The sequence below is a fragment of the Staphylococcus sp. GDX7P312P genome (assembly GCF_008385775.1).
GTDB lineage: Bacteria > Bacillota > Bacilli > Staphylococcales > Staphylococcaceae > Staphylococcus > Staphylococcus haemolyticus.
The window spans coordinates 39,610-54,402 of the sequence record NZ_VUKI01000055.1 but is presented as its reverse complement, the minus strand read 5'-3'; the positions used below and the strand labels follow the sequence as shown (position 1 = coordinate 54,402).

Here is a 14,793-nt window from a genome sequence, read left to right as displayed (position 1 = left end):
TAATTGTTCATTGGTATACACACTAAGGGAGCGGTATGATGATTTAACTTTAAAATCATCATACCGCTCCATTTAAACAACTATAACTGGAGAGTTTTAACATAACTTCTACATTTGTCAGTTGGTATGTGTTGAAATTGCAACTATTAATAATAAATTATTTTTTTACTACTAGTCTTTGGTTGTACCTCTATACTCAATACGGTGAGGTAAAATAACATTAGGTTCTTCAATTTCTTCTTCGTTCATATATTTTGTTAATAAACGCATGCCTACAGCACCGATATCATATAATGGTTGAATAACACTAGATAGTTTTGGTCTTACCATCTCTACTAATCGTGTATTGTTGAAGCTAACAATTTGTAAATCTTCTGGTACTCTAATACCAGCATCTAATGCACTATGCATAATACCTATTGCCTGTTCATCACTTATTGATAAAATAGCATCAGGTAAATTCTCTTTTAAATCCTCGAATACTTTAATACCGTCTTTATAACTTTCAGATCCAGAGAATTGCACAGTTTCATTTAATTTTAATTGATGACGATCCACTACTTCTTTAAGACCATTAAATACATCTTCTTGAGCTTTTTTAGAGTAATCACCACTTACTAATGCAAATTCTTTAGCACCTGATTGAATTAGTTGCTCAGTAATTTCCATTGCTGCAGTTTTGAAATCGATATTAACAGAAGCGATATTGTCATCTTTTCCATTCGTACCTGATACGACGACTGGAACAGATGATTGATTAATTAAATCTTTAATTTCATCAGAAATCGTTCCACCTAAAAAGATAATACCATCCACTTGTTTACTTAATAAATTATTAAATATTTCTTTTTCTTTTTCAGAATCATTATCTGAGTTAGAAATTATAGAATGATATTTATACATTGTTGCTATATCCTCAATACCACGAGCTAATTGAGAATAATAGATATTGGATATATCAGGAATGATAACGCCTACTGTTGTTGTTCGTTTACTAGCTAGTCCTCTTGCAACAGCGTTTGGTCGATAATTTAATCTTTTGATTACTTCATTAACTTTTTTTCTAGTTTCAGGTTTAACATTTTGATTACCATTCACTACTCGTGAAACGGTTGCCATAGATACTCGGGCCTCTCTAGCAACATCATATATAGTTACTGTCATAATTTCCTCCTTGTAAGCGTTTTATTTGTTATTATAACGTGTTTTCATTTCATTTTCAAAGTTTACCACAAAATCGCTTTCATTCAAACCTATTGTTAATAATTTCACATTTATGTCAAATTTTATATTATTTTTATTACAAAAGAGTGATTTGCCATATTATTAAATAAAAATGAAATCATTGATTAATAAATTGAATAGCTAAAGTTTGAAAATTTAAAGAGCTATTCATTATTACCAGAATTAGTATTATAAAACATACTTATAATTCAGTAAAACGAATAGCTCATGTATTTCAATTATCTAATTAGGTGAACTTATTATTTTAATTTTTTTGAATTATATAATTCAGCTAATGGTTTCAATTCATTGTAAAATTGATCAAATTCATTTAAATCCATTTGTTGACCACTATCACTTAGTGCAACAGATGGGTCTGGATGAACTTCTGCCATTACACCATCTGCACCAACAGCTAAAGCAGCTTTTGCAGTTGGTAACATAATATCTTTGCGTCCTGTGCTATGCGTTACATCTACCATTACAGGTAAATGCGTTCCTTGTTTTAAAATTGGAACAGCAGATATATCTAGAGTATTACGCGTTGCTTTTTCATAAGTACGGATACCACGTTCACACAGGATAATATTTTTATTTCCTTGTGAAGCAATATATTCGGCTGCAAAGGTAAATTCCTCAATAGTCGCAGACAATCCTCTTTTTAATAGGATAGGTTTATTAGTTCTGCCAGCTTCTTTCAGTAATTCAAAGTTTTGCATGTTACGCGCGCCAATTTGAAATACATCTAGGTATTCATCAGCAACTTCAAAATCAGCAGGATTTACAATTTCACTAACAACATTAAGACCGAATTTATCTTTAACATTTTTCAAAATTTTAAGGCCTTCAACACCTAAACCTTGGAAATCATAAGGTGATGTACGTGGTTTAAATGCGCCACCACGAATAAATTTCTCTCCCCTAGCTTGCAAATCTTTTGCGACTGCATCTACCTGTTCTTGAGATTCTACAGAACATGGTCCAAATACAAATGATTTATTCCCATCGCCAATAATGCCACCGTTGTCAAATTTAACAATTGTATCTTCAGGTTTTAATTTACGTGATACATAAAGATGTTTTTCATTCTCAGATTTTTGCAAGTCAGTTGACGCTTTGAAGATTTCTTTGAATAATTGCTTAATAACATTATCATTAAAAGGGCCTTGGTTACGATCCATTAATTCATTAATCATTTCCTTTTCGCGCTGTGGATCATAAACTTTTGTGCCTTGTTTTATTTTTTCTTCACCAATCTTTTGAGCTAACTCACCACGTTTAGATAATAATTCTAAAATTTGATTATTAATCGAAACAATTTCTTCTCTGTATTGTTCTAATTTCGTTGACATTACTACTCACCTCAATAAAAGTTACTTAATCAATTATATTACTTTAAAGCGATAAAATAATATTAGATAGATAATATTCTAACAATTTAAAAATAATAGTTCAACCTTAGAAGTCCAAAAATTTTCTAAAATTTATGAATTGTCTAATTATTATTGTGAAATGTTTAATCAATCGTTTTCGATATAAAAAATGGAGCGAATCAAAAATCTAATATATATAGATTTCTGAATCCACTCCATTTAGTGAATGAATATTAACTTAATTAATAAGTTAAAGTTTCATTAATCATTAAAAGTACGTTTATCTATTTTACTTTTAGCTTTTTCAGCTCTTTGTTGTTGTTTAGGTGTTTTATTTTTAGCTTTTGGTTCATTTTGTGATTGCTTACTATTCCCTGTTGATTTTTCATTGTTTGATTTTGTATCGTGTGTGATAACACCATTTTCAAATTTAGAAGTAGCGTGAGCTTGATTATTTTTAACTTGGTCTTCATCTTTGTTAAAGGTATTATCATTTTTTGTTACTAAATTAGGTACAGTTTTATTACCAATTGATTTAGCAACAGAAGGCTCTTCTAATAAAGTTTTTGTTTTATTGGCTACGTTTGAGTCATTATCTAATTTACTTTTTTTTGTTTTAGCAACTGATGCTAGATTTTTCGCAGTAACATGTTTATTATGGCTAGCATCATCCTTAATTGAAGGATCTGATAAATTATTATTTGATGATTCAACTTTTACTGCATTTTGTTGTGCTGTTAATTCAGTTGCACTAACCTCTTTAGGTTCATTTTCTTCTTCTTTCTCTGTTTCAGCTTTAGCTTCTTGTATTTCTTGCGCTTGTGGTGACTTGTCTGATAAATCATCTGACGTTTCAGCTTTAATTGCGTTTTGTTGAGCTACAATTTCTTCAGCACTATTATCTTCATTATTTCTTAAATTCTGAATTTCATCAGCTTTAGCTTCTTGTATTTCTTGTGCTTGTGGTGATTGATCTGCTAAATTATTCGACGTTTCAGCTTTGATTGCATTTTGTTGTGCAGCTAATTCTGTAGCACTAATTTCTTTCGATTTTGAATCTTTTTTAGCTTCAGCTTTAGCTTCTTGTATTTCTTGCGCTTGTGGTGATTGATCTGCTAAATTATTCGACGTTTCAGCTTTGATTGCATTTTGTTGAGCTACAAGTTCATCATTGCTAACTTCTGAATTGTCTCTGTTTTTAAAGTCATCAATTTTTTGTTTAACATTTTCGATGTTACTTTCAGTTTGTTGCTTAATATTTTGGTAACGATTTCTCAATTCTTTTTCTTTAGTCTTCGCACCATCAATTTTTTCTTCAGCTTTATTTTTATAAAATAAACCTACAGCTGAACCGATTAAAGCACCTGTAATAAAACTAATTACAAAGTCCTTACGTGAAGGATGAGAACTGAACTTGTTGTGACTATATTGAGAATTTGAGACATCATAATTATTAGAATTTTGATTTTCACCTTGACCGTGTAAATCTTTACCAGTGTTGTTAGTCACAAACTCGTCTCTATTATAATGTTCTGTATTTAAACCTTGTCTAGATTTACCATTTTTTTGGTTTGGTCCATTATCATGTAAATCATGACCAAAATTATTTTTTTCAAATTCATCTCTGTTGTAATGTTTTGTCGCATTTGATTGTGCTGCACTATCTTGTTGATTAGCACCTTGTCCATGCAAATCACTACCTGTATTGGATGTTACGAATGAATCTCTGTCATAATGCTTTGTTGCATTTGATTGTGATGTGTTGTCTTGTTGATTAGCACCTTTTCCGTGTAAATCATTACCAGAATTTGTAGTTTCAAATGCGTCACGATTATATTTCTTACTCATATTAACTCCTCCTATAAGAAAAGCACTTAAATAAGTAAAAACCTCATTTAAGTGCATTTGATTGAATCATATTAAAAGTTTTTCTCAACGTTAGTAGTGTAATTTTCGTTAGAATGATTTGCATCATTACCTACAGATGTGTTTCTGTAGTTTGCACTTCCTCTACGGTAGTGTCTATTTTGCCATTTGTCAGCAATTTCCATTGCAACATTTGACCATTGAACTACTTGAGAAATTTTATCTTCATTTTGAGAAATATTATGTGTAATTGAGTTAGTTACACGATCAACTGAACCATTTAAGTTTTGTACTGAATCACCGATGCCTTTAACACCATCGACAACAGAGTTTAAACGTTCAACTTTTCCTTGAATATCTTCAGTTAAGCGATTAGCTTTGTGAAGTAAATCAGTTGTTTCACGAGTAATACCTTGAACTTGGCCTTCAACACCATCAAGTGTTTTAGCAACGTGATCTAAATTCTTTTTAACTGAAATTAAAACAACAACGATTCCAATACATAATACTAAGAATGCAATCGCAGCGATAATTCCAGCAATTGGTAAAATCCAATCCATTAAAAACGCCTCCTAATTACCATTTACTTTTAAATAAAAGCTATTAATTATAAATACCCAACATAATTATATATAAACATATTAAAATTCATTTGTCATGCCGACATGTTCTTCATAAGCACGTTGTAACTTTTGAATGTCACCAGCACCCATGAATAAGATGACTGCATTATCAAATTGATCTAATACGTCAATATTATTTTCTTCGATAAGCGCAGATCCGTCAATACGATTTATCAAATCTTGAATCGTTAAATCGCCAGTATTTTCACGAATGGAACCAAATATTTCACATAAATAAACATGGTCCGCTTTACTTAATGATGTTGCAAATTCATCTAAGAAGGCTTGTGTTCTTGAGAAAGTATGTGGTTGGAAAACTGCCACAATATCTTTATTTGGATATTTTTTACGTGCTGTTTCAATTGTAGCACTAATTTCTCTAGGATGGTGAGCATAATCGTCTACTAATACTTGATTAGCAACATTTGTTTCATTAAAGCGACGTTTTACACCACCAAATGTTTCTAATGCCTCTTTAATGTTGTTAACGTCCATCTTTTCTAGGTAACTAATTGCGATAACAGCTAATGCATTTTGGATATTATGATCACCGTACTGAGGTGATAAAAATTGATCATAATATTCACCATTAACATAAACATCAAATTGAGTGCCTTTATCCGTGATTTGAATGTTATCTGCGTAGATATCATCATTTTTATTTAAACCATAGTAATAAATTGGAACATCAGCTTTAAGTTGTCTTAGATGGTCGTCGTCACCCCAAGCAATAATTGCTTTTTTGACATTGTGCGCCATGCTTTGGAAAGCACTTGCTACATCATCAATATCTTTGAAGTAATCAGGATGATCAAAGTCAATATTTGTCATAATTGCATAATCTGGATGATAACTTAGGAAATGTCGACGATATTCACATGCTTCAAATGCAAAATAATCGCTCGCAGGTAATCCCATACCAGTTCCATCACCGATCAAGAATGATGTTTTTTTATCACCATTCATAACATGTGATAGTAAACCGGTTGTTGACGTTTTTCCGTGAGCACCTGTAACTGCAACAGATGTATATTGATCAATTACGTGACCTAAGAAGTCATGATAGCGAATAACATCTAATTTTAAATCATGCGCTTTAACAATTTCTTCATGAGTATCTGGAAACGCATTACCTTGTATTACTACCATCCCTTCTTTAATATTATCTGCATTGAATGGTAGTATTTTAATTCCTTTATTTTTCAATGCTACTTCTGTAAATACATATTTTTCAATATCAGACCCTTGCACTTCATGACCAAGATCATGCATGATCTGTGCTAACGAACTCATTCCAGCGCCTTTAATACCAACAAAATGATAATGCGTCATATACATAAAACTCCTTTAAATTAATCTTTCTTTAAGTCTGCTTCAGTTATAAATACATCTCTAGGTTTAGAACCGTTTGCACCTGAAATATAATCTAATTGTTCAAGTTGATCTACAATTCGAGCTGCACGGTTATAACCAATTTGGAAATGTCTTTGAATTAATGAAGTAGATATATGTCCTTCTTTAACCATAAATTCACACACATCATCAAATAATTCATCTTGAGCTTGTGTTTGATTCTTTTTTAGTAATTCCTTTTCTTCGAATAAATAGTCAGGTTCTCTTTGATCTTTAATGAAATCAACTACATCATCAATCTCATCATCCGAAACAAAAGTACCTTGGACACGAATTGGTTTATTCATTCCGCTACCTAAATAAAGCATATCCCCATATCCTAACAAACGTTCTGCACCGCCACTATCTAAAATCGTTCTTGAGTCAACGCTTGAAGATACCATAAATGCAATACGTGTAGGTATGTTAGCTTTTATTAAACCAGTAATGACATTCACAGAAGGTCGTTGTGTTGCAACTAACATGTGTATACCGCATGCACGAGCCTTTTGAGCTATTCGAGCAATTGATTGTTCTACTTCTTGAGGTGCCATCATCATTAAATCAGCTAACTCATCAATAACAATAACAATTTTTGGCATTCTTTGCTCATATGGTGCTTTTTTATTGAAAGCAGTAATATTTCTTACGTGGAATTGCGCAAATAATTTGTAACGTTTTTCCATTTCATCTACTGCCCATTTTAAACTTTGTGTAGCTGCCTTTACATCAGTAATAACTGGTGAAACTAAATGTGGTAAATCGTTATATGGTGCAAGTTCTACCATTTTAGGGTCAATAAGTAATAATCTTAATTCTTCAGGATGATTTTTATAAAGTAATGACATTAAAATACTATTGATACACACAGATTTACCTGAACCAGTCGCCCCTGCAATTAATGCGTGAGGTGTTTTAGCTATGTCCATCAATAATGGCTCATTATTGATTCGATTACCCATTGCTACTGTTAATTTAGACTCGGCATTTTTAAATTTAGGGCTCTCTAAAATAGATTTTAAATTGACTTTCGTAGGATTTAAATTCGGTACTTCAATACCAACTAAACTTGTTCCAGGAATTGGTGCTTCAATTCGAATATCTTTAGCAGCTAAAGCCATTTTAATATCATCTTGTAAAGCTGTAATTCTTGAAACTTTGACACCCTTTTCTACCGCCAATTCAAAACGAGTCACACTTGGTCCTTCTGTAACATTTTGAACTTCAGCAGGTACATTAAAATAATAAAAAGCGTCATTTAATTCTTGTTTTTTCTCTTCAATCCATGATTCATCTATTTCATGTTCTTCATGATCTTCTAATAGATCAAGGCTTGGTAGCTTAATATTAGGTCCTCTTCTTATAGGAGCCTTATGATTAGCGTCATTTCCATCTTTATGATTCTTTGTTGAAGAATCTTCGGAATAACCCTCTTTAGAAACAAACTCATTAATATCTAGTTTATTATCATTTTGATTATTTGAATTTTGAACTTTACTAAATTGATTTCCTTTAGGTATATCATTGTTTAGACTATTATCAACATCTTGATGTTCATTTTCTCTTGTGTTTTCGTCATTAATAATATTGTCTTTTTCAACTGAATGTTCGGAACTTTCATTGTATTCAAGAGATGCCACATTAAAATCAGATGATTCGTCAGAATTTAATTGTGTCTTATTTAAATGATTGTCGAATTCTGCATTCATTTCATCATCTTGTGCTTCTTTTTTTGTTTCAGGTTTTAATTCAGGCACATTAACTTTGTTTCTTGAAACTGAATTTTTTTTAGCATCCATTATACGCTTCTTATCAGAAGGTGTCATTACAACATTAAATGGTTTACTACCAGGCTTGATTGACATTTTTTGAGGTGCTTTATTAGTTTTATTAAATGATTGTTCAGGTTTGTTATCTTCACTTAAACTATCTTTTTTAAGATGTTCTGAATCATCTGTTGTATTAGACGTTAATAATACATCTTCGTTATTAAATGACTCATTTTGTATATCTTCTGTTTGTGATAACTTTTGATCTTCTTTATTCGTATCTTGTGCCAATCTTTCATCATTTTCTTCGTCTTCATTAGTTGCGTATTCTATATCTGAAGAAACAGCATTACGAACAGCATTATTGATATTATTTTCAGATGAATTTTGTTGATCTTCAGAGTTATTCACTTCTTCATTAAATGATAAATCATTGGCTTTATCTTGCATAAGTGATTCTGATTCATTAATCTCTCTATAATTAGCATCGTCTATTTTTTCATCATTGTAATCAGCAGTTGTTTTATTACTAATACCTTCATTTTCACCATCATCCATGACTTGATCATGTAAATCATCATTATGAAGCATATCTTCATGACTATTGGTGTCCTCTAAGTATTCATCAAATTTTTCATTTGAATAACTTTCCACTTTATTATTGTTAATTTTTGATGATTGATCTTCTGATTGATCTACTGATACATCTTTAACTTGTACATCATCCTGACTAACTTGTTGGACGCTAGAAACTTTATTTAAATCAATTTCTTCATAATTGTAGGGTTCATGAGATTCATTTGTAACTTCTGTTTGATTATCAACTTTATCACTATTTGTTTGTTCATCATTTTGATATTGAACTAGCCCATTATGCTCATCAGCTAATGATTTGTCCTTACTATAATAACTATGCTTGCTTTCATCGATTTCATCTTCATTCGATTTGTTGCTTACATTGTCACCTAGATTAAGTGAACTTTCACCAGTATATTGTTCTGCTTGCTTAGCATACATTTCATCGATTGCTCTTTGTATACTATCCTCTTCATCAGTTTGTTGTCGTTTATTTTGTAAGGCTTCTTTAAATTTACGCTTTTGTTGAACTTTACGCTCTCTTTCTTTTCTAATTTCCTCTACAATCTGAGATGCATAAATATTTTCAATATTCACCGTGTTATCACGTTTTGAATAATTTGGAGTACGCTCATTATTATTAGAGGTATTAGAACTTGATTCTATAGTTGATTCATTTTCATTGTTATTTGATGAGTCTAATTGTGAGGAACGTTTAGTATCTTCCTTATTTGAATTGTCAGCTATACCATGATTACTTTCATGGGGAACATGTTCAACTGTGCTTGAACTATATTTTGTTGTAGACTCTTTTGAATCTTCATCATCTTTAACAGGTGGTATTACACCGTTTTCGATGGGTCTACGCTTTTTAGTTCCAAAAATAGCAGATGGTACTTCCGATGTTTTAAAACTTGAACGGTGATATGTAGGTTCAGAACTTAAATGATAATTTGATTTAAATCTTTCTGATTGTAACTTAACTCTAGATTGGTGATTAGAATTAGCTTTTGAATAATTTGAAACATTGGTACTAGAGTAATTGTTTTGAAGTTTGTTAAAGCGTTGTGACTCACGTGTATCAGTATATTTATTTGATGACTTAGGACTTCTTGATTTAATAGAAGGTATACCAGTATCATCTTGATTTATATGATTTCTTCTACGTCGTCTTCTTGAATCTTCTGAACTATCATACTTAGCATAATTATTAGATTGATTTGTATGACCATCGTAATCAAATGAATCATATGAACTATGGTCATTACTAGAATGTGGTCTATAACTATCAATATCATCATTACTGTCACGATAAATTGCTTCTTCATAATTCTCGTCTTGACCCACATCGATAGGGAAACGAAACTTACCTCTTGGACGATCATATATATCGTTGTTTTCAGGAAGTAATGAATCATCTTTATTTTGAGTTAGATCGCCATTGCGACGTTTACTTTTGCGTCTGAGCAATTCTTCATCAGAATTCTCTTTATTACTAAATAAATCATCAAACCAACTCATATATTCACTTCCTTCCTATATTAATCGAAAAATGCTTGACCAATTTCATAGTCATTACTTAATACCATTATACCTTTTTCTTGAGGTGCATTTGGTAAATTTAATTCTTTCATAGAACAAATCATTCCACTAGAAGCTACACCACGTAATTCAGCATCTTTAATAACCATACCACTTGGCATTACTGCTCCTACTTTTGCGACAACCACCTTTTGGCCTGCCTCAACATTTGGTGCACCACATACGATTTGTAAATGCTCATTACCAACATTTACTTTTAAAACACTTAATTTATCAGCATCTGGGTGTTTTTCTTTAGTTTCAACATATCCAACTACAAACTTAGGAGATAGATCTGCATTTAATTGATAGTCTAATCCTGATTTATTTATGGCTTTCTGAAGCGCATCCACTAGTTCAGAAGTTAATTTAATATGTCCGTTTCCACTTATTTTGTTATATCTTGAAAATTCAAATATATTGAAACCGACTATTGTTCCTTCCTTACTAATTTCAACAATATCGCCTTGTTTTTTATATTCAAACGGTCCATCAGTAGGTTCTATTTGTAGAAAAGCTACATCTCCTACTCCATCTTTATTGTAAAATAAATTCATTTGAAATCTCCTCTATATCAATTATTTCTTATTATTAAATCTTTTACGATTTGCTTCTAATCGTTGAATAACATTTGGATCTCGCTTTTGTTTATTATTTTTACCCAAAATGAATATAGGTTCAAAATGTCCTTTTTCATAACCAAATGATAATGATGTGATTGGAACTAATCCCTTAGTGAAGAATTCCATTGTCAAATGAGCCATTACATCATAACCAGTTTTATTACGTATATCAGCAATAACTAAGACATCTTGATGTGGAACAGCTACTAACATTTCACCTTCACACTGTTGATAGATATCATCTAAAAATTTCGTATTCAAGATACGACTAGCATCGTACCCATCATTTGAATTTACAAAATAGAAAATGTTTCCTTTAACTTCATCTGTTTTATATTCATTTTTGAGTTTACGTATGTTGAATAATGACATTTCTTTAACTTGTTGTTCAGTTAAACCAAGTGACTCCAACATACTTTCATCAATTAGTCGGTAAGATTTACCTAAATCAAGTGCGTAATAAATATTGGTTTCAGCTGTATGCTTTTCAATGATAAAACGATGACCTTCTTTTGTTTTTTTATCAAAGCTTGTAGCACGTATGACAGGCATAATCTGGATGTTAGTCATTTTTTCAATGCTTTCATCATCCATTTGAGCGATTGCTTCTTCGACATAATAAACAATTTCATCTATTATTTTCTCTTTTTGGACTTCATATTTAGCGACAATAGCGTTTAACTTGATTGTTACACCTTTATAATTGTCTTGTCTATATATACGTAATGTTTCCTCTTCACGATCAAATTTAAAATCAACATTTAGATGCGCTAAACGTTGTTTTAATTTATCTCTTATTTGAAAAACATTCATGTTTAACACTCCTATATTCGCACCTTATGCTATTTTACAATAAATTTGTAGTCAATTACAGAAAAAATAAGTTAGAGTTTAAATTCTACTATTTTTTAAATTACTTTTAAATTAAACATATTTACTCAAGAATTCATCAATTTGTTCTATAGATTTTCGTTCTTTTCCAATATAACTACCTACTAATTCATCATTTTTATACACTAAAAAGCTTGGGATACCCATAATATCATTTTCAATAGCTAAATCTATAAATTCATCTCTATCAACTGAAACAAAATTAAATTGTTTATACTTCTCTTCTAATCGAGGTAAATCAGGTTCGATGATACGACAATCAGGACACCATCCTGCTGTAAATTCAAATACTGTGTTTTCTTTCTTAAGTGAATTAAATTGAGATTCAGATTCTAATTTTATCATTTAATCTACTCCTTAATCTTGGAATTGTAATTTGTTAATTTGTTCTATATTTAAATTTATTATAACTTGTTCAAGTAGTTGTCTAGCAGAATAGTAATCTCTAATATCAAAAACTGCATTCGTACTATGAATATATCTAGCACAAACACCAATTACTGCAGTTGGAATACCAATATTAGCTTTGTGTATTTCTCCACCATCTGTACCGCCTGGAGATATGTAGTATTGATATTTAATATGATTGTCTTCTGCTAACTTAATTAGATAATCTCTAAATTCTGGTTGTAGAATCATAGTGCCGTCTTTAATACGGATTAATGTTCCACCACCTAATTCACCTGATAATTGGTTTACACCTTTAATATCATTCGCTGGTGAACAATCTACAACCAAAGCAACGTCAGGCTGAATTAATTCAGCAGCTGGCTTAGCACCACGTAATCCTACTTCTTCTTGAACGTTAGCACCAACATATAAATCGACATCCAATTCTACATCACTCAACAATTCTAGTATTTCAATTGCAATGACACAACCATATCGATTATCCCATGCTTTAGCACTATATCGATATTCAGATAACTGCGTCAATTCAGTATTTGGAACTATTGTATCTCCTATTTCAATACCTAATTCCCTTACTTCTTTATCAGAACTTGCACCTATATCTAACAATAAATCTTTGATTTCAGGTACCGCTTCATTTCCAGTTCTAAAGTGTTTAGGTATATTAGAAACAATCCCTACAATAATGTCTCCTTTTCTATTTTTAACTTGAAGGCGTTGACCCTGCCATATATCATTTGCTACTCCTCCAAGATTGGTAAACTGTAACATACCATTTGTTGTTATATTTGTAATCATAAATCCAATCTCATCCATATGTGCAGCTATCATTACCCTCTTGGCGTTAGCTTTTTTAGATTTTTTGACTCCATAGAAACCACCCATATGATTTACAATAAATTCATCAACATATGGTGCCATTTCTTTTTTCATATAATTTCGTACGTCTTCTTCAAAACCTGGCGCACCATGTAATTCAGTTAAAGCTTTAATTCGCTCTAAAGTTTTTTTCTTGTCCATCTTAACTAACACACTCCTTAAATGTATTATATCATTTTGAATATGGTACACTAATGATAAGAACTATTAATAGAGAGGTAAAGATTATGACACGTCAAACTTACAAATACATCTCAATTTCAGTTGCTTTACTTACAAGTATTGCTACTATTATATTTATCTATTTTCTTAGTGAAAAGAATAAAATCCAAGATCCTAGTAATGTTCTGAAAGAAGCCAAATCTTACTTTATGAATATTAAAGGCTCATTTATTCTTCATGAGCCGTATGTAGATGACAATTTATATCCAAACAGATTAATCTTTCAAGGTGGCATAACTCAAAGTAAGAATAATCAGCAAGTTGAATATATATTTTATGCGGATGCAAAATCAGGAGAAATCATTAATATTTTAGAATTATAATAAAGTAAATGGTAAGAGGAGTTGGAATTAAAATATGCCCACTCCTCTTACCATTTTTTACTTTACATGTAATTTCTATTATTAAAGCAAGCCTAAATCCAACATTTCACTAGTCAATCATAAACGCTTAATTGACTGCTTGATTGTTTTGCCATCAAGTTCATACTGAGCCGCGAAGAATACATTATCATGATAATACAAGAACCAATAATCTTGATGAATGTAATATGGAATTAATCTTTCTTTTTCTCGAATGGATTGCATTGGATAATCGTCATATGCCATAACCCATAATGGATTAATATGTGCATTCGTAGGCATAATATCAGACATATGGACAGCTCTCTCTCCTTCACTTTCAATCGTAATAATTGATTGTCCATAACTATGACCACCCACATGCTTCATATGAATGCCTGGATAAACTTCAACCTCTTTATCAAAAAGTATTAATTTATTTTCATAAGTACCTCTATTGATTTCCCAATAAGTTGCCTTACTACGGATGTTAGGGCTTGTAAATTCATGCCACTCGTCTTGTTGCACAAAATGAGTAGCTTTCGAAAAAATTGAGTTGCCGTCAACATCTGTTAGACCTGTGGCATGATCAAAATGCATGTGGGACATAAGTACCATATCTATATCTTCAACATTTAAATTTAATTTTTCTAGTTCATCATGTATTTGACTTTCATACGTGACACCATAATTTTTGAGTTGTTTATCAGTTAATTTATGATTACCAATTCCAGCATCAATCAAAATATTTTTATCCCCTGTTTGAATTAAAATTGGGTAAGTTAAATTTGGAACTTGGTTTTTCTCATTAACAGCATATCGTTTAGTCCATAATGGTTTAGGAACTACTCCAAATATGGCCCCACCATCCATTTGCGTCATACCACCATTTAAATAATTGATGTTAAATGCGCCTAATTTCATATTAAACACCTTCCATTTGTCTTTTTATCTATCAAGTGTTCAGATATCAATCTAACTTACAATACAATATCCACTTTAAAAATAAATAAACAGGAGTG

Annotated in this window: 12 protein-coding genes; 1 reads left to right on the top strand and 11 read right to left on the bottom strand. The window is 31.1% G+C overall.

Features of this window, described 5'->3' with window-relative positions:
- Positions 1-171: 171 nt before the first annotated feature.
- The 10 genes from ccpA to F1592_RS12585 all read right to left on the bottom strand — a co-directional run bounded on the left by ccpA (position 172) and on the right by F1592_RS12585 (position 13,349).
- Entirely contained in the window at positions 172-1,164 is a 993-nt protein-coding gene (ccpA, locus tag F1592_RS12630) for a catabolite control protein A (protein ID WP_053016754.1), read from the bottom strand.
- Positions 1,165-1,484: 320 nt separating this feature from the next.
- Entirely contained in the window at positions 1,485-2,576 is a 1,092-nt protein-coding gene (locus F1592_RS12625; RefSeq protein WP_037536884.1) for a bifunctional 3-deoxy-7-phosphoheptulonate synthase/chorismate mutase, read from the bottom strand.
- Positions 2,577-2,858: 282 nt separating this feature from the next.
- Positions 2,859-4,445: a hypothetical protein gene (locus F1592_RS12620; protein WP_053016755.1), complete on the bottom strand. Its 1,587-nt coding sequence runs from the start codon at positions 4,443-4,445 to the stop codon at positions 2,859-2,861.
- 71 nt (positions 4,446-4,516) lie between these two features.
- Positions 4,517-5,023, bottom strand: a complete 507-nt coding sequence (locus F1592_RS12615; protein ID WP_011275484.1) for a DUF948 domain-containing protein — start codon at positions 5,021-5,023, stop codon at positions 4,517-4,519.
- Between the two features lie 81 nt (positions 5,024-5,104).
- Entirely contained in the window at positions 5,105-6,418 is a 1,314-nt protein-coding gene (gene murC / locus F1592_RS12610; protein WP_011275483.1) for a UDP-N-acetylmuramate--L-alanine ligase, read from the bottom strand.
- Positions 6,419-6,438: 20 nt separating this feature from the next.
- Positions 6,439-9,954, bottom strand: coding sequence for a DNA translocase FtsK (locus F1592_RS12605; RefSeq protein ID WP_483316232.1), 3,516 nt, complete (start codon positions 9,952-9,954; stop codon positions 6,439-6,441).
- 410 nt (positions 9,955-10,364) lie between these two features.
- Positions 10,365-10,961 carry a YtpR family tRNA-binding protein gene (gene ytpR / locus F1592_RS12600; protein ID WP_037536888.1) on the bottom strand — a complete coding sequence of 199 codons (597 nt, stop codon included), beginning with the start codon at positions 10,959-10,961 and terminating at the stop codon, positions 10,365-10,367.
- 21 nt (positions 10,962-10,982) lie between these two features.
- Positions 10,983-11,840, bottom strand: coding sequence for a DUF1444 domain-containing protein (locus F1592_RS12595; RefSeq protein ID WP_033080129.1), 858 nt, complete (start codon positions 11,838-11,840; stop codon positions 10,983-10,985).
- Between the two features lie 111 nt (positions 11,841-11,951).
- Positions 11,952-12,263: a thioredoxin family protein gene (locus F1592_RS12590; protein WP_053016758.1), complete on the bottom strand. Its 312-nt coding sequence runs from the start codon at positions 12,261-12,263 to the stop codon at positions 11,952-11,954.
- Between the two features lie 12 nt (positions 12,264-12,275).
- Entirely contained in the window at positions 12,276-13,349 is a 1,074-nt protein-coding gene (locus F1592_RS12585) for a M42 family metallopeptidase (RefSeq protein ID WP_053016759.1), read from the bottom strand.
- Positions 13,350-13,435: 86 nt separating this feature from the next.
- On the opposite strand from F1592_RS12585, the gene F1592_RS12580 reads away from it, so the two are divergent.
- Positions 13,436-13,753, top strand: coding sequence for a hypothetical protein (locus F1592_RS12580; RefSeq protein ID WP_053016760.1), 318 nt, complete (start codon positions 13,436-13,438; stop codon positions 13,751-13,753).
- A gap of 117 nt (positions 13,754-13,870) precedes the next feature.
- Here F1592_RS12580 and F1592_RS12575 read toward each other — a convergent pair whose 3' ends face one another.
- A complete protein-coding gene (locus tag F1592_RS12575) occupies positions 13,871-14,695 on the bottom strand; it encodes a YtnP family quorum-quenching lactonase (protein ID WP_053016761.1) in 825 nt (274 codons plus the stop codon).
- Positions 14,696-14,793: the final 98 nt, after the last annotated feature.